Origin of the sequence: Advenella alkanexedens (genome assembly GCF_019132845.1) — a bacterium.
Classification (GTDB): Bacteria; Pseudomonadota; Gammaproteobacteria; order Burkholderiales; family Burkholderiaceae_B; genus Advenella; species Advenella alkanexedens.
In genome coordinates, this window is the sequence record NZ_JAHSPR010000004.1 from 232,119 (window position 1) to 254,385 (window position 22,267).

A 22,267-nucleotide genomic window follows, 5' to 3' on the forward strand; every position below is an offset into this window, starting at 1 on the left:
CCCTCTATGAGCACAAAGTCCCTTTCTTCCAAAGCCGAAGCGATCCCTAACCGTTTTGCCGGCCACACGCCCATGATGCAGCAATACCTTGCCCTTAAAGAAGAAGCAGGCTCAATATTGCTGTTCTATCGCATGGGCGATTTTTATGAAATGTTTTATGACGATGCCATTAAAACGGCACGCCTGCTGAATCTGACCCTCACCAAGCGCGGCACCTCCAATGGCGAGCCGATTCCCATGGCTGGTGTACCCATGCATGCCATGGAGCAATACCTGGCACGCCTGGTGGCCATGGGCGAATCAGTCGCCATTTGTGAACAGGTGGGTGACCCGGCTGCCAGCAAAGGCCCGGTTGAGCGCAAGATTGTACGTATTGTCACCCCCGGCACCCTGACCGATGAAACCCTGTTGCCATCCAAGTCCGACCGTCCTTTAATGGCCATTTACCTGCCCCATAAAGGTCGCCAGCCCAAATATGGCCTGGCTTGGCTGAACCTGGCCAGTGGCGAGTTCCGCCTGACCGAATGCGATGCGGCCTCGCTGGACTCCGAGATCCACCGCATTGCTCCGGCTGAAATCGTGCATGCCGACTCTTTCCAGCCGGAAACCAGCTGGCAAGGCACCTTAAGCACCACCGCAGACTGGCACTTTGACCAGAACGAAGCCAATGCCTTGCTGTGTCAGCATTTTGGTGTTGATTCCCTGGCCAGTTTTGGTATTCACGACATGCCTTCGGCAGTGACCGCAGCCGGCGCCCTGCTGCGTTACACGGAAAGAACACAAACCCAGTCGCTGTCCCATGTGCAAGGCATTAGCGTTGACCAGGCCAGCGATTACCTGGTGTTGGATCCGGTAACCCGCAAAAATCTGGAAATTACCGAAACCATTAGTGGCGAAGAAAGCCCCACCCTGTTCTCTTTGCTGGACGCCTGCGAAACCCCCATGGGCAGTCGTCTGCTGCGCCGCTGGCTGCACCACCCGCTACGCGCCAATGAGCCGATTGCCGACAGACAGGCCTGCGTTCATGCCTTCCTGACGGGCAAATCAGACAGCCCCTTGCACCCGGCTATTGTGCTGGAAAAAATCAACCAGCTGTTCAAATCCTTCCCCGACCTGGAGCGCATTGCCACCCGTATCGCCCTGCAGTCGGTGCGCCCTCGCGAACTGGCCAGCCTGCGCGATGCCCTGGCCCGCCTGCCCGATTTGTATCAGTTGCTTAACGAACACATTGCCTCTACCCCCCGCATGGAAACGCTGTTTGCGTCCCTGACCATAGACCCTGCCCTGCAGCACCGCCTGCACCAGGCCATTGATGAGGAACCTGCTGCGCTTATCCGTGAAGGTGGCGTGATTGCCCCGGGTTTTGATGCCGAACTGGATGAACTGCGTACCCTGGCCAGTGATAATGGCGCCTTCCTGCTGGAGCTGGAAGCCCGGGAACGCACCCGCACCGATATTGCCAACCTGCGGGTTGAATACAACCGGGTACATGGTTTCTTTATTGAGGTATCCAAAGGGCAAATTGACAAAGTCCCCGATGATTACCGCCGGCGCCAAACCCTTAAAAATGTTGAACGCTACATCACACCCGAACTGAAAGCCTGGGAAGACAAGATCCTGTCGGCCAAGGACCGCTCATTAAGCCGGGAAAAATGGCTTTATGAGCAGTTGGTGGAAGAGCTGACCCAGTCCGTCCCAGCATTACAGCAATGCGCCCAAGCCGTTTCTGAAATTGACGTGTATTTATCGCTGGCGCAACATGCCCGCAACAATGAGTGGGTGGCCCCTGAATTGTGCGAGGCCCCCATTATTGAGATTGAGGCGGGCCGCCATCCGGTGGTTGAACGCAGCATAGAACGCTTCACCCCCAACAGCTGCCAAATGAACCCCAACCGACGCATGTTGCTGATTACCGGCCCCAATATGGGGGGTAAATCCACGTACATGCGGCAAATTGCCCTGATTGTTTTGCTGGCTCGCATGGGCAGTTTCGTACCGGCCCAGTCTGCCCGCATTGGCATGATAGACCGTATTTTCACCCGCATTGGCGCTGCCGATGACCTGGCCGGCGGCCGCTCCACCTTCATGATGGAAATGACCGAAGCCGCTGCGATCCTGGCCGCCAGCACGCCACACAGTCTGGTACTGATGGATGAAATCGGGCGCGGCACCTCGACCTATGACGGCCTGTCATTGGCCTGGTCAATTGCCTGCCGCCTGTTAACCCACAACCAAGCACTGACACTGTTTGCGACCCATTATTTTGAAATTACGCGCCTGCCCGAGCAAAACGAGGCTGCCGTTAACGTTCATCTGGCCGCGGCCGAATCACCCGGTGGCATTGTGTTTTTACATGAGGTCCAGGAAGGCCCCGCCAGTCGCAGCTACGGGATCCAGGTTGCCCAGCGGGCCGGCATTCCCGCTGCGGTTATCCGCCAGGCCAAGCGTGAACTGGAACGCCTTGAAAACCAGGCCAGCAACACGGCACAACTGGATTTATTTGCCGAAACCGCCCCGGCCAATGACCAGGCCAGCGATGACCAGCTTGAGCTACAGACCCTGCGGGAAGCCATTAACGATCTTGACCCTGACAGCATGAGCCCACGGGAGGCTTTGGATGCCCTGTATAAACTGCGTAATCTTTTTGGGCAGAAGGAGTAGGCATTCCCACGCAGGAGCGTGGGAACGAGTCAAGCTTGAACTGCAGGCCCTGCGCGACACCATTAACGACCTTGACCCAGACAGCATGAGCCCGCGAGAGGCGCTGGATGCCTTGTATAAACTGCGTAATCTTTTTGGGCAGAAAGAGTAGGCATTCCCACGCAGGAGCGTGGGAACGAGTCAAGCTTGACCCTGACAGCATGAGCCCGCGGGAGGCTTTGGATGCCCTGTATAAACTGCGTAATCTTTTTGGGCAGAAGGAGTAGGCATTCCCACGCAGGAGCGTGGGAACGAGTCAGCATGTGAACGAGGCCAGGTTTCGTTCTGGCTCCCATGCTCCTGCGTGGGAGCAAATCATCCACTAATACGCATCTTCTGAACAAAAAACCCGTTTTGCTGCCACCAGCATTCAAAACAAGTGAGTTATTTTCAACGATATATAAAAATCCATCACTTGCCGCTCAACATGAACTTTGCTTATCATAAGCAAAGACATTTACTATACTGAAATCGTGGCGGCAAACAAAACAATATAAACTGCATAATGCCTATGCGAATTTGAAAACATTATAAATAAGCATTACAAAGGATGAGACATGCAACCGGCTACCCTTCATGAGCCCCGGCACACGCACGGCCAACTATTAAACCAAATACTGGAAGAACACCAACACAAAGAGGGAAACCTCTTGCCCATCTTGCATGCCGTTCAAGACCATATCGGCTATATCCCTGAAAACTTGATCGCCCCCATCGCTCAGGCGATCAATCGTTCCAGTGCCGAAATCTTTGGCGTGATCAGTTTTTACAAACACTTCAGAACGCAAGCCTGTGGCGATATTCATATTGAGTTTTGCCAGGCCGAAGCCTGTCAGGCGCGGGGTTCAAAAGAAGTTGAGCAAGCAGTAAAAGAAATGCTTCACACCGAATGGCCGAATGCCACCCTGGAACCGGTTTATTGTCTTGGCTTATGCGCCCAAGGCCCTGCCGTCGCCGTCAATCAACAACCGCTAGCTCGCATTACCCTTGAAAAAATCAAGGCAAAAATTCAAGGAGTGGCCACATGCAAAGGGTAAAGGTATATATTCCCATGGACTCTGCAGCCGTTGCCATGGGTGCCAACGAATTAGTCGCCCCCATTCAAAAAATGGCACTGGCACAAGATATCAGCATTGAGATTATCCGCAATGGCAGCCGCGGTCTTTTATGGCTGGAGCCCCTGGTTGAAATTGAAACCCCGCAGGGCCGAATAGGCTATGGCCCAGTCACCCTTGAAGACCTGCCCGGTTTATTCAACACCGGGTGGCTCTCTGGTCACGATCACCCCTTGTCACAAGGCATAACCGATGACATTCCTTACCTTAAAAACCAGGAACGGCTGACCTTTAAGCGCGTAGGCATCATTGACCCCTTGAACATTCAAGACTATGCCAACCATGGTGGCTGGCAAGGCTTATTGAAGGCCCTGACCCTCAACGATGAAGCCATTACCAACATGGTGACGCAGTCTGGTCTGCGGGGGCGTGGTGGTGCCGCCTTCCCGACCGGCATCAAGTGGAATACCGTCCGGCAGGCGCAAGACCAGCAAAAATATATTGTCGCCAATGCCGATGAAGGCGACTCGGGCACGTTCTCGGACAGAATCCTCATGGAAGGGGATCCTTTCAGCTTGATTGAAGGCATGATCATTGCCGGCCTGGCTGTCAATGCCAGCAAAGGCTATATCTATGTGCGCTCAGAATATCCCATCGCCATTGAGACCTTGCAAAAAGCCGTCGATATTGCCACTGGCCACCACTATTTGGGATCCAACATTTTAGGCTCCGGCTTCTCTTTTGAGCTGGAAGTCAGAAAAGGCGCCGGCGCTTACATCTGTGGCGAGGAAACAGCACTGCTTGAAAGCCTGGAAGGCAAACGTGGCGTTATCCGATACAAGCCGCCTTTGCCGGCCATCAAGGGTTTTATGGGCATGCCAACCGTTGTCAACAACGTGGTTTCCCTTGCCACCGTTCCTGTCATTCTCGCCCAAGGCGCTGATTTTTATAAAAACTTTGGCAGCGGCAAGTCTTACGGAACCCTGGCTTTCCAGCTGGCTGGCAATATCAAACGCGGCGGCCTGGTTGAAAAAGCCTTTGGAGTGAGCCTGAAAGAATTGCTCTACGATTATGGTGGTGGAAGCGAAGACGGCCTGGCCCTGAAGGCCGTTCAGGTTGGCGGGCCACTGGGGGCTTATTTATCTGAAAAAGAATGGGACATTCCCCTGGACTATGAAGCCTATTCACAAATTGGCGCCATGGTCGGTCACGGTGGCATTGTGGCTTTCAGCGAAAATACGGATATGGCGGAAATGGCCGAATATGCCATGGCATTCTGTGCGCATGAATCCTGTGGAAAATGCACGCCCTGCCGGATTGGATCAAAACGGGGCGTGGAAACCATTATCAAAATCCGCCAGGGCATTCAAACGGAAGAAAACCTGGCACTCTTGGAAGAATTGTGTGACACCATGATTGCCGGCTCTTTATGTGCCCTGGGTGGCATGGCTCCATACCCGGTCATGTCGGCCGTCAACAAATACCCACAAGACTTCCAAAAATAAAAAATTACAACTTTAAAATATAAAAAACACAAGTATCCAGGAGACAAAAATGTTAGAAACGGTTCTCAGGCGCGACCAGGATTTTGGTACCCCGGCCATTACCCGGGCGCTCAAGCAAGTCAGTCTTCAAATAGACGGACAAACCATTCAGGTGCCGGAAGGCACCTCCATCATGCGCGCTGCCTCAATGCTGGGACTGAATATTCCAAAATTATGCGCTACCGACTCCCTGGAGCCCTTCGGCTCTTGCCGCCTGTGTCTTGTCCAGATAGAGGGACGCCGGGGATACCCTGCGTCATGCACTACCCTGGCTGAAGAAGGTATGGTGGTGACAACGGAAAACAAACGCCTTGCCGACCTGCGCCGCCATGTCATGGAGCTTTATATTTCAGAACACCCGCTGGATTGCCTGACCTGTTCGGCAAACGGCAATTGCGAGCTGCAGGAAACTGCCGGCCAGGTGGGACTCAGGCAGGTCCGTTTCGACGGTTACGATAAAACACAGGCCAATAAAAGCGCCGATACCTCAAACCCCTACTTTACCTTCAATCCCGATTTATGCATTGTCTGCAATCGCTGCGTCAGATCCTGTGAAGAAACACAGGGCACGTTCGCCTTAACGGTGGATGGCAGAGGCTTTGAATCGCAAATCAGCACGGGATTAAACACCAACTTCAAAGACAGCGACTGCGTCTCTTGCGGTGCCTGTGTCACGGCCTGCCCAACGGGTGCACTCATGGATAATAGTGTGATACAAATGGGTCAGCCCAATCATGCGGTCATCACCACCTGTGCTTATTGTGGGGTTGGCTGCGGCCTTAAGGCAGAGCTTAAAGGTGAGGAACTGGTTAGAATGACACCCTGGAAAAACGGTAAAGCCAACGAAGGCCATGCCTGTGTCAAGGGCCGCTTTGCCTGGGGATATGCCACACACCCGGACCGCATTACCACGCCAATGATCCGTGCGTCAATCAACGAACCCTGGCGCAAGGTATCCTGGGAAGAGGCCATCAATTATGCGGCCGGCGAAATAAAACGCATCCAGGCCAAATACGGAAAAATTTCGGTGGGCGCCATTTCTTCATCCCGTTGCTCAAACGAAGAAGTCTATCTGGTGCAGAAAACCGTGCGGGCGGCATTGGGCAATAACAATATAGACACCTGTGCCCGGGTTTGCCATTCACCCACCGGATTCGGTTTAAAACAAACGCTGGGTGAGTCTGCAGGTACGCAAACATTTGAATCCGTCGCAGACAGCGATGTGATACTGGTCATGGGCGCCAACCCCACCGATGCTCATCCGGTGTTCGGATCGCGTTTGAAGAAACGTTTACGCCAGGGTGCTAAACTGATTGTCATCGACCCAAGAACCATCTCCCTGGTGTCCACGGCGCATGCCAGGGCCGATTTTCACCTGCCCCTGAAACCCGGCACCAATGTGGCCATGCTTAATGCCTTTGCGCATACCATCATTTCAGAAGGCCTTCAAGACAAGGCGTTTATCACCGGACGTTGCGATTCGGACACCTTCAAAGAGTGGCTTGAGTTTATCCTGCTTGATGAAAACTCACCCGAATCAGCCGCCACCATAACCGGGGTTCCTGCCCAAACCATCCGTGCAGCGGCACGCCTGTTTGCCACGGGTGGCAAAGCCGCGATTTATTATGGCCTGGGTGTCACCGAACACAGCCAGGGCTCAACCGCTGTCATGGCCATTGCCAACCTGGCCATGATCACCGGCAATATTGGCCTGAGTGGCGTTGGCGTCAATCCGTTACGGGGCCAGAATAACGTCCAGGGATCTTGTGACATGGGCTCATTTCCCCATGAGTTTCCCGGTTACCGCCACGTATCCGATGCGGCAACCCGCAAGCAGCTGGAACAGGCCTGGCAAGTCAAGCTTGACGAAAATCCGGGCCTGCGCATTCCCAATATGTTCAATGCAGCCATTAGTGGCACATTCAAGGGACTGTATTGCCAGGGAGAAGACATTTTGCAGTCCGACCCCAATACACAGCATGTCGAAGCTGCTTTAACCAACCTGGAATGCCTGATTGTCCAGGATCTGTTCCTGAATGAAACGGCCAAATATGCCCATGTGTTTTTACCCGGTGCATCTTTTCTGGAAAAAGACGGGACATTTACCAATGCCGAGCGCCGTATTTCGCGCATTAGAAAAGTCATGCGTCCCAAATCGGGAATGGCAGACTGGGAAATCACCCAGGCCCTGTCCAACGCCCTGGGCTACCCCATGCAATACGAAAATCCAAGCGAAATCATGGATGAGATTGCGCGTCTGACTCCCACCTTCGCCTCGGTCAACTATGCCCATATCGATAAAATGGGAGGTAGCGTTCAATGGCCCTGCAACCCCCAGAACCCCGAAGGAACACCGATCATGCATATCGACAGCTTCCCTCATGGAAAAGGAACCTTTGTACCCACCCAATATATCCCCACCAGCGAGCGCACCAATAAACGCTTTCCGCTTATTCTTACCACGGGCCGTATTCTTACCCAATACAATGTGGGGGCACAAACGCGTCGAACCGGCAATACCGCCTGGCATGAAGAAGACCTGCTGGAAATCCATCCTCATGACGCCTCAGACAGGGGGATTGAAAATGGCGACATTGTGCAAATTGCCAGCAGGGTCGGACAAATTGCCATGAAAGCCAAAGTGTCCACACGCGTACAGCCGGGTGTGGTTTATACCACTTTCCATCACCCGGTCTCCGGCTCGAATGTCATTACCACCGACAATGCCGATTGGGCCACAAGCTGCCCCGAATACAAGGTAACGGCAGTTCAAATCAGCAAGGTGGAAAACCATGCTTCAGAATGGCAAGATCACTGGGCCAGCACCGATAAGAAACAGCATGATTTTTTGAAATCGGCAGAATCGGGCACACATGAACACACATGAACAGGCCAGTTGGTTATCCAGGCACAAATAGCCATTAAACCCGGAGTCCCCTAAAATCCGTAATCAGGACCCGTTAAGGGACTTGATTGCGGTTTTTGCATGCCTGCTTTGTTTTTATCAATACGGCAGGAATCTTTTTTGCCCTTTGAAGCAGAGCATCAAAGGCTTTTAGTTGGCAATTTATTATTATATAAGTCACTAGCGCAAAAAAAAGACGAAAAAAAAACCGCACCAAGCGGTTTAATTTTTTTGGGGTGACCGATGGGGCTCGAACCCACGACAACCGGAATCACAATCCGGGACTCTACCAACTGAGCTACGGTCACCACTGAATAAAGATAGAACTATAGCAAGACCTTTCAGATTTTGCAAGCACGCTTTACAATAAAGTACATTACTGTTGTTTATTTGTTGGATTTTTATCTATGACCGCTTTGTGGGCTTTTCTGCTTGAATACCAAACACACCTGTTATTTGGAGTAGGTTTACTTGTTGGCTTACTGGCCACCATTCATGCAGCAATGACCAAACGCGATGTAAGGGCAGCCATTGCCTGGGTGGGTGTGGTGATTCTATCGCCATTTTTTGGGGCTTTCTTATATTTCCTGGTAGGTATCAACCGCATCAACCGCAGCAGACGCCTGCAACACAATGAATATTTGCTTCAAGAACAAGTCAACGGCAAACACCAGGTAACCACCAATATTGCCGAGATATCCGGGTCCCAGTTCGAGTCCCTGAAAAAAGCCGGCAACCAGCTAAGCCGCTTTCCCATCTGGAGCAATAACGACATTACCCCGCTGCCGGGAGGAGACGAGGCGTATCCAGCCATGATCGCCGCTATTGACAGCGCCACCAAAACCATCGCCATGCAAAGCTATATTTTTGACAATGACGTAGTTGGCAAACGCATTGTACAGGCCCTGGTGCGAGCCCACCAAAGAGGCGTCACCGTCAAGGTCTTGATTGATGCCATTGGCGCCAAATACTCCAGGCCATCCATTATTAGTCTGTTCAAAAACACCGGCATTGATGTCGCCCTGTTTGAGGCACATTTCTTTACCTTCAAAATGCCCTATTCCAACTTGCGCTGTCACCGCAAGATCCTGGTCATAGACGGCCAGCTTGCCTTTAGCGGCGGCATGAACATCAGAGAAAGCTTCACCTCTGAAATATGCCGTGGCGAGCCCATGAAAGACGTTCATTTTCAAATACGGGGTCCGCTGGTCTTTCAGCTGTTACTGGTGTTTTTTCATGACTGGTCATTTACCACCCAGGAAAAACTCAAACCCGACCTCTGGATACTTACCCCTGAAACCCTGCCCGAATCGAACATTGCCGCCCGCTGCATCACTTCAGGACCCGATAACGACATTACCAGCACCCATCGACTCATCCAGGCGGCCTGTGCAGTGGCACAAAAACATATTCGCATCCAGTCCCCTTACTTCCTTCCTGACCAGGTCTTGCTGGGCGCCCTGAATACAGCCGCACGCAGAGGCATTCGGGTTGATATATTAATTCCGGGTAACAACAACCTGTACCTGGTTAACTGCGCCATGATGGCCCAGCTCAACCAGGTACTGGACGCGGGTTGCCATGTCTGGCGCAGCAACGGCCCTTTTGACCATTCCAAGCTATTCACGGTAGATGATGGCTGGGCCCTGGTGGGCTCCTCAAACTGGGATGCCCGCAGCCTGCGCCTGAATTTTGAAGTGGATATCGAAGTGTATGACCGGCCCTTCAGCACCCGCATTGGCCAACACATAGACAGGGAGATTGAAAAGGCTATCCCTATAACCCGGGAAACGTTAAAATCAATGAGCTTTATCAAACAGCTCAGAAACAAAATCATCTGGCTGGCCTCCCCCTACCTTTAAATTGAAAATAAAATATCAATAAAAATGAGCACAATCGCTGACAACAAAAAAGCCTGGCTGGTACTTGTACTGACAATTACCATCCAGTCCCTGGGTTCTATGGTTTTGCTGATTCCGCCAGTTTTAATTCCGGTCCTCAGCACCGATCTCGATATTTCCACCAGTAACCTGGGCCTGTATATTGCCTGCGCTTACCTGACCGCCATGACCATGAGCGTTTGTACCGGCATGCTGCTCACCATAACCGGCCCCATCCGCTTAAGCATACTGTGCATTGCCTCTTGTGCCATCGGGATGCTGCTTTTCCTGCTGCTCCCCTCCTTACCCACCCTGCTGCTGATGGGCGCTTTTATTGGTGCCGGCTATGGACCCATTACACCATGCAGCTCGCAAATCCTAATTAAAAACACCCCCAAACACCGGCTTAACCTGATTTTTTCCATCAAGCAAACCGGTGTTCCTTTAGGGGGTGTCCTGGCGGCCTTATTGATACCGGCCCTGCTGGAAGTGATGAGCTGGCATTCAGCCATGCTGGTTATTTTGCTGGCACTCATCGTGTTTGTGTGCATTGCCCTGTTTACCCCCAAAGACTGGGAGCCTGAAAATACGGTGATGACCACTTCCTTCAAGACCGAATTCATCAATGCCCTGAAAACCGTTTTTCGTACTCCCGCTTTACGCACGCTGGCCCTGTCTTCATTTTGCTTTTCCATCTGTCAGCTCACCTTAATGACTTATGCCATTACTTTCCTGAATAAAGAGCTGGGTTTTGCGCTGGTCATTGCCGGCATGCTGCTGTCCTTTTCACAGGTATCCAGCGTCATTGGCCGGATTTTCTGGGGCTGGCTGGCCGACCGTTTCTTTTCTCCGTGGAGCATGCTGGTCTTCCTTGCCCTGGGCATGATTACCGCTTCATTGGCAGTCTACTCCATTACCCCCGATACCAGCACCTTGTTCATTGCCCTGTTTTTTATTTTATACGGTGCCATGGGTATTGGCTGGAATGGCGTTTACCTGACCGAAGTGGCCCGCAAATCACCCGAAGGCAAATCGGGCTCCATCACGGGCGTTACACTTTCCATGACATACCTGGGTGTAGTAGTTGGCCCACCACTAATTGGCCTGATCTCTGAATACATGGGCAGTTACGCCTATGGCTTTTTATTCCTGCTGATACCGCTTGGCATTGCGCTGTTATTGTTATTGGGTACGCGCAAGGCGTTTTAGGGAAAAACGCGCCAAACCCGCCCTATTTTTTAATCGACAACATTTATCCCAAGCGCAAAAAAACCGATTCATACTTGAAAAACGCATGAACCGGTTTTTGTTACGGGCTTGCATATTAACAGCAAGCCCTTGGGCATTCCTGGCAAGCCGGATTAAACCACACCCGGCCTTACCAAAGGTTTACCACAAGTAGGTAACGCTGGCACCGCCACCGGCACCGCCACGGCCTGAACCGCTAACCGCACCTTTAAGCAGCCACTTTCCGTTCTCGGAGACGGTAGAAAGACCCACCGCATAGCCGGCCTCACCACGCCATGTACCACCACCGACTGAGAACGCGCTTTGACCGGGCTGATAAGCCTGACCAAGCGTTGCGACCGCAGTCGCTGCTGCCGCACCGGCATCGGCACGTTTTTCGGCACGACGGATATCACCCTTCAAGGAATTGGTGGCGCCAGCAATCATCTCCTGGGCCTGCTGGACGTTAACGGCATCGGTCGGGCCTTTACCAGCCGCCACCCCACTAATTACACGAGCCTCACCGTTGCTGTTGGCAAAGTTGACTTCCGTGCCATCGGTATTGCCACCCACGGAAATAACCCGGGTTGTTGAGTCTTGTCGCACCAAACCAATTGCCGTATTGGTATTGATTTGATCCTGCAAGCTGGCCACTGACGTATTCAGACTTGTCAAGGCACCGCCGACATTATCAAAGGTTACCGCTTTTTTGCTACCATCCTGCTGAATTTCCTGCAGAGCATAAAGCGGATTAACAAAGGTGCCATCATCATTGGCTTTTGCTCCACCACCCAACGCACTGGCTGTAAATTGACTGCTGGCTTTCACCTGCTGATTGGTCGCATGCAATTGCTTGCCTGTTACGGCATCTGAACTGGTGGCGGAAAGCTCACCATCAGCAATACCCGTCAGTTTTCTGACTCCGGCAGTACCGGTAAAGTCAACAGACGAACCCGCAACTTCGCTACCTACGGTAATCTTGTCTGCCGCTGAATCAAACTTGACAATACCCGCGGCGCCATTTTTAATATCGGTAATGTCGCCTTCAATCGTAGTAACACGACCGTCCAGATTGGTGATATCACCTTTAATGTTAGTGATATCACCCTCAATCGTGGTAATACGGTTTGTATTGGAAGTAACACGACCGTCCAGGTTAGTCAGCGCACCACCCACATTATCAAATGAGGCACCACCGATGTCATAGATGGGTCCTGTAACGACGCCATTCGTATCAATCGATGCCCCCCCCCCCAAAGCTGTCAGCGCAGCGGCAACCGCAACATTAGTGGTATTCAATTGATCGCCCGTTACGGCCTCGGTACTGCCTGCCGCCACGTTACCATTGGCAATACCTGTGAGTTTGCGTACGCCAGCAGTACCGGCAAAATTGACCTCTGCTCCATCAGTGTCACCACCTACCGTAATAACGCGTGTGGTGCCGTTCTGCTTAACAATACCTAGCGTACCATTTGTAATATTGGTGATATCAGTCTGTATATTGGATATATCGCCTTTAATCGTCGTGATTTCTGTTGTATTGGAAGCAACACGACCATCAAGATTGGTCAGCGCATCTTCCACACCGGTAACGGTAACTTTGGTTCCACTATCGGTACCATCATCAAGCTCGTACTCTGGTGCGCTCACAGCACCGGTTGTCGGGTCTACCGTTGAACCACCGCCCAATGCATCGGCCACAGATTTGCTGCTGGTAAACAGCTGGTCACCGGTTATGGCATCGGTGCTGCCTGCCGCTACGCTGCCATTGGCAACACCGGTCAGTTTGCGTACGCCATCCGTACCGGTAAAGTCAACAATCGTACCACCTGTCGCCACACCCACCGTAATCGGTGCTGTGCCATTCGCCTGTTGAACCAAACCGGAAGTACCATTCATCAGGTTGGTGATATTAGTGGTATTGCTATCAACACGAGTGTCCAGATTCAGTAACGCATCACCCACACTAGTCTGGGTACCTGCAATGAAATCATAGCCGACGTTGGTCAGGTTACCATCAGCATCAACCACCGCATTGCCACCCAATGCAGCAGCCAGGTCAGAAGTGGAACGATACAGCTGGGCCCCATTAATGGCTTCGGTACTGCTTGCACTTACCTCACCATCCTTAAGATTGCTAATGGTTGTGCCACCCGCACCCGCCAGATTAATGGCAGTTTTAGTTGCATCAGTATAGGTTACGGCATTGGCCGTCAAATCACCCAAATCGTTGGTAATATCGGTAATATCGCCTTCTATATTGGTAATACGGCCTGTATTGGACGTTACACGACCATCCAGGTTGCCCAGGGCACCGCCTACGTTATCGAAGCTTGTTGTCACGCCCGTGTTGGTGCCATCATCCAGCACATATGAAGGGGCGGTCACAGTACCGCTGACAGGATCCACCTGTGCACCACCCCCTAGGGCGGCCAGGGTTGAATCAAGATTTGCATTGGTCGCAGCCAGCTCAGTATTGGTGTTAAACAACTGGTTACCGGTTACGGCATCGGTACTGGTTGCAGACAGCTCACCATCTTTCAATCCAGTCAACGTACGCACGCCATCTGTACCGGTAAAGTCAACAACCGTACCGTCAGTTTCACTGCCTACCGTAATGTTGCGTGTGGTGGCATCCTGCTTAACAATACCGGTCTCACCATTAATGATGGAGGTAATATCACCCTCAATATTGGTAATGCTTGTTTCGTTGCCAGCGACACGACCGGCCAGATTACCCAGCGCACCACCCACATTATCAAATGCCGGCAATGTTGCATCAACGGCATAACTCGGCGCTGAGATGGTGCCATCGGCATTGACCGCTGCACCACCACCTAAAGCAGTTGCAATAGACTGGTTACCCGCATAAAGCTGAGCCCCATTAATGGCGTCGCTGCTGGTTGCATTCACGGCACCGGCTTGCACATTGGTAATGGTTGTCCCGGTTGCACCACCCAAGGTAACCATGGACTTGTCAGCGCCATCATACTGGACCGCATTATCACTTAATGTGGCAATACTCTGATTGGTTGCATTCAATTGCTTGCCGGTGACCGCATCGGTACTGGTTGCAGACAGCTCACCGTCAGCAATTCCAGTCAATTTACGAGTTTGTGCTGCTATGTTAGTAAAATCTACCACGGTACCCGCGCTATCCTTACCTACCGTAATGGGCGCCAGATTATCAGCCTGCTGAACCAAACCCAGACCTGTTGAGATGGCTAATTGATGTAATTGACCACCGTTAATGGCATCGGTGCTGCCAGCAGCAACAGTACCATCAGCCACGTTAGTGATTTTACGCTCATTTCCAACAGAACCTACAGAAACGGTATTGGCGACTGTGGCAACGGAACCATTGCCCAGCGCTACCGAGTTCGTCGCATTGGCTTGGGCTCCGGCACCAAGGGCTGTTGAGCCTGCTGCTGTGGCTTGTGCGCCAGTACCAACTGCAATTGTATTGACACTCAAAGCCTTGGCATTATTACCAAAAGCAATTGAAGTAATGTCCGTTGCTTCAGCTTCCATACCATTTGCACCCAAACCGGTAATTTTATTGCCGCCAATAGCAATACCACCTTCAGTATTTAAGGTGTATGAATCTGCTGTAGTTTCACAAGGTGCGTTATCAGATAAAACCGTGCCACTAGTGTCAAGCACATTAAGTTTAACAGGATCGCCGTCTACAACCTGCGCAAGCAAACCATCCACTCCCAGCAGCGAAACCACGGGACCAACTACCGGCAAACCAGTCAAAATTGGATACAAAATGTCTCCAACGACCACATCTGAGACAACACTTGAGGGCAAACTAACGCCAGTACAAGCACTCACCAACTGCGCCTGCGCAGACCCCATCGCTCCAAACCCCAAAGCGGCAGACAACGCTGTTGCAGCCAGTACTTTATTTCCTTTTTTGCCCTTGTTTTTTGTGTTTTCAGAAACCGCTACATAGGTTCCTGTTTGTTCATTAAAAATGCTTTTGTAAATCCTGTTCATCCTCAAATCCTTTTTAATACCAGACAGATACGAGTCTTCGCTGCCTTAGCTGACCATTCCCATCAATCATATAAAAAAAATGAAGGACTTACATTAAATTACTTTTATGGCTATTCCTGATGTTTTGTAAAATAAAAAAAAACTCATTGCAAATCAATTAGTTACGAATTTTTCTAATTTTAATGATAATCATTGACTTTTCATTTCCTTACAATAATGATTGATTACTGTCTTATATAAACAACTCCTTGAATCTTAAATGTTTCTTTTGGTGAATTATCAAAATAAAAAGCCTGAATTTCAATATTGAAATTCAGGCTTTGACCATTTCCAAAAAGCCCCGCTTTCCCGGCAGGACTTTTAAAGATCATTGATTGGGCTAGAAATTAGTCAACCAGTTTAACGTCACCTTTCATAATGGCAGAATGGCCAGGGAAAGAGCAGAAAAAGGTGTAATCGGTATCAGCCACCAGATCTTTCACAGGGAAAGTAACGCTTGTGGATTCACCGCCACCAATCAGTTTGGTGTGGGCTACAATACGCTCATCGCCTTCTTTGACATAATCTTTGGCCGCACCCGCTGCAATGCCGTCGGTAGCAACCGCTTGCATGTCTTCAGTTTTGGTAATAACAACGTTATGACCCATGGCAGCCGCAGGCAATTTACCTACGTGCTTCATGTTAATGGTAAATTCTTCGCATGTTTTACTAATGGAAATTTCTTTCGTGTTGAATTGCATGGCATCGTTCGATTCGATGTCTACAACACACTCGGCTGCCAATACAGGGGTTGCAGCAACAGACAGAACAGCAGCAAGCGCCAATTTTTTGAAAGACATATATTTCTCCTGTGAATAAAACTTTTATACTTTCGTATCATACGATAAGTAATAAGCTAATGTTCAATATTAAACACTATTTTTGATTAATAGTTGAGTAAAATAGTAATAATTTTTGATAAAAATCAAGGGAATACCCTAGGATTTTTTAGCATGAGTGTAGATTGGTACTATACTGGCCGGTTGCGAATTATTTATTAACAACTCAAACAAATTGCATTAGTTAGATCAATCTTAGTTAGATCAATCTTAGCTCGATCCATCAAAAATAGATTCCGCCTAAAACAAAAAACCCTCACTCTTAAGAGTAAGGGTTTGCATTTTTGCTGATTCAGTTTTAAACCGAATGGTGCTCATGGCGAGACTCGAACTCGCACAGCTTTCGCCACTACCCCCTCAAGATAGCGTGTCTACCAATTCCACCACATGAGCATAAAACGTGTTCTGGAAAGCATTAAATTATAACGCATTTTCCAGAAAATTGTTATTGTTGCGTACTTTCTGCTGTTTTTTCAGACTCCGGCACCAATTCTGTTGGTGTTTCTACAACAGTTTCAGCAGGGGCAGCTTCAGAGACGGGAGCAGCAGGAACCGCTTCCGGTGCCGCAGGGACTGCGGGGGCAACCGGAACTGCAATATCAGCAGCAGGAGCCACTGGCAAGGCAGGATTCTGTGGTTGAAAACCTTCCATTAAACCACTGCTTGTTTGACTTGTCGCTGAATCGGGCGATGAATTGCCCAAATAAGCAAGACCTGCGGTGGCCGCAAAAAACAGCACAGCCACCCATTTGGTTAAGCGCGAAAAAAAGTTTGCCGCACCGGTGGCCCCAAACAAACTGCCTGCGGAACCACTTCCAAAGGAAGAGCCCATATCGGCGCCTTTGCCCTGCTGCAGCAACACGAGCACAATGACGCTTAACGCAGCAATCACCTGTACTACGGTTAGCAATGGATATAAATATGAAGGCATAAAAGTAAAACTCCAAAAATATTAAGCAGTAGCAATATTCAAAAATTCTTCGGCAACCAAGGCGGCACCACCCACCAATGCACCATCAATGTCGCTCATGGCAAACAGACTGGCCGCATTGGCAGCCTTGACACTGCCACCATACAGAACCTGGACATTTCCGGCACCCACCGTGTTTAACTGGGCACGGATATAAGCATGCACTTCCTGAGCCTGCTCAGGTGAAGCGGTAAGACCGGTACCAATTGCCCAGACCGGCTCATAGGCAATAACCATTTTATTGACCGCCTGCTCACCCAGAGCAAGCACCGGAGCCAGCTGCGCCTGAATGACCGCCAGGGTTTTTTCCTGTTCACGATCCTGCAGGGTTTCACCCACACAAACCACAGGTGTAATATTGTGAGCCAAGGCAGCCTGCGCTTTCAAGGCCACCTGTTCGCTGGTTTCCCCATGCAGGGCACGACGCTCGGAATGACCCACCAGTACCCAGGTACAATTGAAGTCATTCAGCATGGTCGCAGACACTTCACCGGTAAATGCACCGGACTCCTGCAGGCTGACATCTTGTGCACCCCAGGATACCGGGCTATCGGCCAATGCCTGCGATACCTGCCCCAGATAGGGAAAAGAAGGACAAACAGCAATTGTACAGTTAACAGGCGCTGTGGCATTTTCCACACCTTCACGAATGCCTTTCAAAAGCACTTCATTGGCAGCCAGGCTGCCATTCATTTTCCAGTTCCCAATAACCAGTCGCTGACGCGTTTTTGCTGTTGTCATAGTTAAGTCCGGCTTGTGTAAATATATACGGGTTAAATTTAATTAACCCAGTATTCTAACCCGTATATGGCCGATTTGTCTTTAATTTTCAAAAGTCAAAATAATTTTACCAATCTGCTCCCCCGCATCCATCATCGTGTGCGCCTCTACGACTTTTTCGAAGGGAAAGGTGGCATGAATAACGGGCTTGATTTTGCCTGCTTCAAGCAATGGCCATACATGTTTTTGCAAAGACCGGGCAATTTCTGTTTTAAACGCAGGCGAACGTGGTCGCAGGGTTGAACCGGTAATGGTAAGGCGACGACGCATTAACTGATTGGTATCAATCGTTGCCTTGCTGCCCCCCAATTGGGCAATAATCACAATGCGGCCGTCATCGGCCAGACTATTGATATTGCGATTGACATATTCACCAGACACCATATCCAGAATGACGTTAACACCCTTGCCGTTGGTAAGGGCTTTGATTTCCTCAACAAAATCCTGGGTTTTATAGTTAATACCCTTGTTGGCACCCAATGCCTCAACCGCCTTGACACGTTCATCGCTACCCACGGTCGCATAAACGGTATTGCCAAAAGCTCGCGCCAATTGAATCGCGGTTGTACCGATACCGCTGGCACCACCATGCACCAGCAAGGCTTCATCTTTAGCCAGGGCACCGCGATCAAACACGTTGGTCCAGACCGTAAAGTACGTTTCGGGCAAACCGGCCGCTTCTATATCGCTTAAACCCTTGGGAATAGGCAGACAGTTGCCAGCAGGGGCCGCACAGTATTCGGCATAACCACCACCAGGCGTAAGGGCACACACCCTGTCACCAATTTTAAGATCAGTTCCGGAAACATCGCCTTCCACAATAACACCCGCCACTTCCAGGCCGGGCAAATCAGAAGCATCCGCCGGTGGAGGATAAGAACCTTTGCGCTGGAACACATCCGGGCGATTAATGCCTGCGGCACTTACTTTAATCAAAACCTCACCGGCTTTTAGCACCGGTTTCTCACGTTCCACCACAGTCAGTACTTCGGGCCCACCCGGCTGTGAGATTTCAATTGCTTTCATTGTCTTCTTCCTTTTTATATAAGATCAGGGTAATCAAGCGCTCTATTCTAGCAGGCTCAGGCAGACACAAGGTGTTTGGACAAGACTTTAGGCACACACCAAATCCCCAAAAAATGCACAGACCATAAAAAACACGATGAACATTAAAAAGGGAGCTGTGATCAGCCCCCTCCTTGATGATGCCTTATGAATTGACCAGCATTTAGACTGAAACGCTTTCCAGTCGTGGCGCAATCATATTTTCAGGACGCAAAATATCGGCCAGTACCTTTTCATCAAGCAGGTTTTCCTCTTTCACCAACTCAAGCACACCACGTCCTGTTTCCAGCGCTTTTTTAGCAATGCGCGTTGAGTTTGCATAGCCAATAAACGGATTCAGGGCAGTTACCAGGCCAATTGAATTTTCGGCCAAAGCACTGCAATGTGCCTCATTGGCAGTAATACCATCAATACACAATTCCCGCAGCATATCCATCGCGCGCGACAACAGGCCAATGGAGTCAAACATCTTGTAAGCAATCAGGGGCTCCATCACGTTCAACTGAAGTTGTCCGGCTTCGGAGGCCATGGTGACGGCAACATCATTACCGATAATTTCGAAAGCAATCTGATTGACCGCTTCTGGAATGACCGGATTCACCTTGCCGGGCATGATGGAACTGCCTGGTTGACGGGCGGGCAGATTGATTTCATTAATACCAGTGCGAGGACCACTGGAAAGCAAACGCAAGTCATTACAGATTTTGGACAGTTTGACTGCAGTGCGCTTAAGCATGCCAGACAGCAGCACAAAGTCACCCATATCGTAAGTGGCTGCCACCAGATCAAAAGACGACTTCATGGGCTGACCGCTGATTTCAGCCAATTGCTTAACCACCAACTGCTGGTAACGGGGATCGGTATTAATGCCTGTACCAATGGCGGTACCACCCAAATTAACCGCTGTTAACAAATTGGCCGCCACTGAGCGCAACAAGGGCAGATCATCCGCCAAAGTGGAAGCGAAAGCCTTGAATTCCTGTCCCAGTGTCATGGGAACCGCATCCTGAAGCTGGGTCCTGCCCATTTTAAGGATATGCTCGAATTCATTGGCCTTGGCAACAAATGAGGCTGCGAGCTTATCGAGACTGACCAACAAAGACTCATGACTGAACAACAAACCGAGACGAATGGCGGTTGGGTAAGTGTCATTGGTGGATTGAGACATGTTCACGTCATTATTGGGATCCAGATACTGGTACTCACCCTTGGCATGATTCATTGACTCAAGACCGATATTGGCAATCACTTCATTGGCATTCATATTGGTGGAAGTACCTGCTCCACCCTGGATCATATCCACCACAAACTGGTCATGAAACTCGCCCGCGACAATTCGTTGACAGGCTTTTTTGATAGCCTCGCATTTTTCCCCGGAAAGATAACCCAGTTCGCAATTGGCTTGCGCGGTTGCCTGTTTAACCATGGCAAAGGCATTGATGAAATCAGGGTAGTGAGACAATGGAATACCGGAAAGCTTGAAGTTTTCAATTGCTCTTAATGTTTGGACACCATAATAAACATCATCAGGAACCTCTTTCGTTCCCAATAAATCTTTCTCTATACGGTACGACTTATTAGTTGACATATTAAATAGAAATACACAAAAAACGACTTACGTCGCGTTAATAAAAAAAAAGAAGATGGTCCATACTAACAAATTTGATACTGCACGGACACCCAAACACAAAAAATGCTCCCCCTCCTGACGGGCAATCTTTGTATTGACCTGCTTACATCTACATTGCATCTCTGCTTGCAAAAAGCAATAAAAAACCCCGGACCATTGCTGAATCCGGGGTTTTGCATACTGGCGGAAGCTGTGAGATTCGAACTCACGGAGGGCGCAAACCCTCGCCGGTTTTCAAGACCGGTGCATTCAACCGCTCTGCCAAGCTTCCTTTTTTCTCTCTGGTGCACTCGGCCGGAATCGAACCGGCACGGGCGCAATGCCCGAGAGATTTTAAGTCTCTTGTGTCTACCTATTTCACCACGAGTGCGACACACTTAAGAAAGAAGAAATATAGCATAGTAATTTAAATTATGTCCAGAAACACCTATTAAAAATTCATTTTTCCACAAAAATCATGTCTTTTTTACAACAATATTAAAAATCACTATAAAACCTGGTAACAACCCTTGGCATACAAACAATAAAGCTTTCCTTATTTCAATTGATTCCAAACAAACCTTTTTTTAATCATTACTTTCATTTAAGTGATTTTAAGAAACAAATTCGAAATAAGCATTCACCGATAATGTGCATAGAATGCTGTACGGTAGAATTTCAGCTCACTAATGCTTGTTTGAGGCTCAACATGAAAAAGATTCTTGCTGTATTGGCCCTGACCACCAGCCTTGCCGGCTGCGTTATTGATGATGGTTATGGCTATTATGATGATTATTACTATGGTCCCGGGTACGGCAGCGGGTATGGTTATACCAACTCGTATACCACCATCAACAACTATCGCTATTACGACACCGATCGTCGTATCTGGGTAACGCGCAGCCCCGCTGATCAGAAAAAATATTGGGATAACAACAAAAAACCCGTCAATCAGAATCATTGGAACCGCAAACCCGATAACGACCGTCACAACGCAAAACCCAAGGCTCCGCCACCACCTGTCTGGACCCAAAAAAACATCCAGGACAAGCGTCGTGCCGAGCAAAACCGAAACCCCACTCAACGTTCCATATTCAAGAAGACTGAACAGCCACGCCCCAACTTACCTACCCCCAAAGAAAGGAATATTGACAAGCGCCGCATTGAGCAGCAACAAAACTCGCCTCAACGCCCCGCTTTCAACAAGCCTGAACAGGCTCGTCCAAGAATTGAACGAACCCGTCCAAATCAATCCTCATCAAGAGAAAGAAGCATCGACAATCGCCCAGATATACACAACCGAAACAACCCCAGTCGCCAACCATAAAATCCAGTTACCACACTGACAGGAGTAACCATGAAAAAACTATTACTACCCCTTTTGACCGCTGCCACCTTAAGCATGGGAACGGCCGCCAATGCGCAAGTTAATGTTGATATTGGAATAGGATTACCGGGTGTTGTGGTAGAGCGGCCACATCGTCATTACGCACCACCACCGGTCATTTATGTGGAACGTCACCGCCATATCCGGCCAAAGCCCGTTTATTTTTACGATAAACACCCAAGACACAGCCATAAATACTACAAAAAACACATTAAAAAACACGGACATCCGCACCACAGGCATTAATCGTCACAAGATCTAATGC

At 49.9% G+C, this 22,267-nt stretch carries 15 protein-coding genes and 4 tRNA genes; 9 read left to right on the forward strand and 10 right to left on the reverse strand.

Annotated elements, in window-relative coordinates; translation table 11 throughout:
* The first annotated feature begins 6 nt into the window (after positions 1 to 6).
* The 5 genes from mutS to fdhF all read left to right on the forward strand — a co-directional run bounded on the left by mutS (position 7) and on the right by fdhF (position 8,186).
* Positions 7 to 2,661, forward strand: coding sequence for a DNA mismatch repair protein MutS (mutS, locus tag KU392_RS07260; RefSeq protein ID WP_217734967.1), 2,655 nt, complete (start codon positions 7 to 9; stop codon positions 2,659 to 2,661).
* Entirely contained in the window at positions 2,645 to 2,812 is a 168-nt protein-coding gene (locus KU392_RS07265) for a hypothetical protein (protein WP_217734968.1), read from the forward strand. Before mutS ends, KU392_RS07265 begins: the two co-directional genes overlap by 17 nt.
* 445 nt (positions 2,813 to 3,257) lie before the next feature.
* Entirely contained in the window at positions 3,258 to 3,737 is a 480-nt protein-coding gene (locus tag KU392_RS07270) for an NAD(P)H-dependent oxidoreductase subunit E (protein WP_189385680.1), read from the forward strand.
* A complete protein-coding gene (locus KU392_RS07275) occupies positions 3,725 to 5,260 on the forward strand; it encodes a formate dehydrogenase beta subunit (protein ID WP_217734969.1) in 1,536 nt (511 codons plus the stop codon). The genes KU392_RS07270 and KU392_RS07275 overlap by 13 nt, the downstream gene beginning before the upstream one ends.
* A 49-nt stretch (positions 5,261 to 5,309) precedes the next feature.
* A complete protein-coding gene (fdhF, locus tag KU392_RS07280; protein WP_217734970.1) occupies positions 5,310 to 8,186 on the forward strand; it encodes a formate dehydrogenase subunit alpha in 2,877 nt (958 codons plus the stop codon).
* Between the two features lie 250 nt (positions 8,187 to 8,436).
* Here the strand turns inward: fdhF and KU392_RS07285 are convergent.
* A tRNA-His gene (locus KU392_RS07285) sits at positions 8,437 to 8,512 on the reverse strand.
* A 99-nt stretch (positions 8,513 to 8,611) separates the two neighbouring features.
* On the opposite strand from KU392_RS07285, the gene cls reads away from it, so the two are divergent.
* On the forward strand, positions 8,612 to 10,066 hold the full coding sequence (gene cls, locus KU392_RS07290) for a cardiolipin synthase (protein WP_217734971.1): 1,455 nt from the start codon (positions 8,612 to 8,614) through the stop codon (positions 10,064 to 10,066).
* A 24-nt stretch (positions 10,067 to 10,090) separates the two neighbouring features.
* On the forward strand, positions 10,091 to 11,293 hold the full coding sequence (locus KU392_RS07295) for an MFS transporter (RefSeq protein WP_217734972.1): 1,203 nt from the start codon (positions 10,091 to 10,093) through the stop codon (positions 11,291 to 11,293).
* Positions 11,294 to 11,473: 180 nt separating this feature from the next.
* Here the strand turns inward: KU392_RS07295 and KU392_RS07300 are convergent, their stop codons facing one another.
* From KU392_RS07300 to KU392_RS07340, 9 genes are all read right to left on the reverse strand, one after another.
* The gene (locus tag KU392_RS07300; RefSeq protein ID WP_217734973.1) at positions 11,474 to 15,313 is read right to left on the reverse strand and encodes an ESPR-type extended signal peptide-containing protein; all 3,840 of its coding nucleotides are present in this window, start codon (positions 15,311 to 15,313) and stop codon (positions 11,474 to 11,476) included.
* A gap of 386 nt (positions 15,314 to 15,699) precedes the next feature.
* Positions 15,700 to 16,152, reverse strand: a complete 453-nt coding sequence (gene azu, locus KU392_RS07305) for an azurin (protein ID WP_169295220.1) — start codon at positions 16,150 to 16,152, stop codon at positions 15,700 to 15,702.
* 347 nt (positions 16,153 to 16,499) lie between these two features.
* Positions 16,500 to 16,584 (reverse strand) — tRNA-Leu (locus KU392_RS07310).
* Positions 16,585 to 16,636: 52 nt separating this feature from the next.
* On the reverse strand, positions 16,637 to 17,122 hold the full coding sequence (secG, locus tag KU392_RS07315) for a preprotein translocase subunit SecG (protein ID WP_217734974.1): 486 nt from the start codon (positions 17,120 to 17,122) through the stop codon (positions 16,637 to 16,639).
* Positions 17,123 to 17,143: 21 nt separating this feature from the next.
* Positions 17,144 to 17,902, reverse strand: coding sequence for a triose-phosphate isomerase (tpiA, locus tag KU392_RS07320; RefSeq protein WP_169295222.1), 759 nt, complete (start codon positions 17,900 to 17,902; stop codon positions 17,144 to 17,146).
* 81 nt (positions 17,903 to 17,983) lie between these two features.
* Positions 17,984 to 18,967: an NAD(P)H-quinone oxidoreductase gene (locus tag KU392_RS07325; protein WP_169295223.1), complete on the reverse strand. Its 984-nt coding sequence runs from the start codon at positions 18,965 to 18,967 to the stop codon at positions 17,984 to 17,986.
* A gap of 202 nt (positions 18,968 to 19,169) precedes the next feature.
* Positions 19,170 to 20,594, reverse strand: a complete 1,425-nt coding sequence (locus KU392_RS07330) for an aspartate ammonia-lyase (RefSeq protein ID WP_169295224.1) — start codon at positions 20,592 to 20,594, stop codon at positions 19,170 to 19,172.
* Positions 20,595 to 20,817: 223 nt separating this feature from the next.
* Positions 20,818 to 20,907: transfer RNA gene (locus tag KU392_RS07335), tRNA-Ser, on the reverse strand.
* 11 nt (positions 20,908 to 20,918) lie between these two features.
* Positions 20,919 to 21,006, reverse strand: a tRNA-Leu gene (locus tag KU392_RS07340).
* 318 nt (positions 21,007 to 21,324) lie between these two features.
* Here KU392_RS07340 and KU392_RS07345 point away from each other — a divergent pair.
* Both KU392_RS07345 and KU392_RS07350 read left to right on the forward strand, forming a co-directional pair.
* Positions 21,325 to 21,942 carry a hypothetical protein gene (locus KU392_RS07345; RefSeq protein WP_217734975.1) on the forward strand — a complete coding sequence of 206 codons (618 nt, stop codon included), beginning with the start codon at positions 21,325 to 21,327 and terminating at the stop codon, positions 21,940 to 21,942.
* Between the two features lie 30 nt (positions 21,943 to 21,972).
* Positions 21,973 to 22,248: a hypothetical protein gene (locus KU392_RS07350; protein WP_217734976.1), complete on the forward strand. Its 276-nt coding sequence runs from the start codon at positions 21,973 to 21,975 to the stop codon at positions 22,246 to 22,248.
* The last annotated feature ends 19 nt before the right edge of the window (positions 22,249 to 22,267 follow it).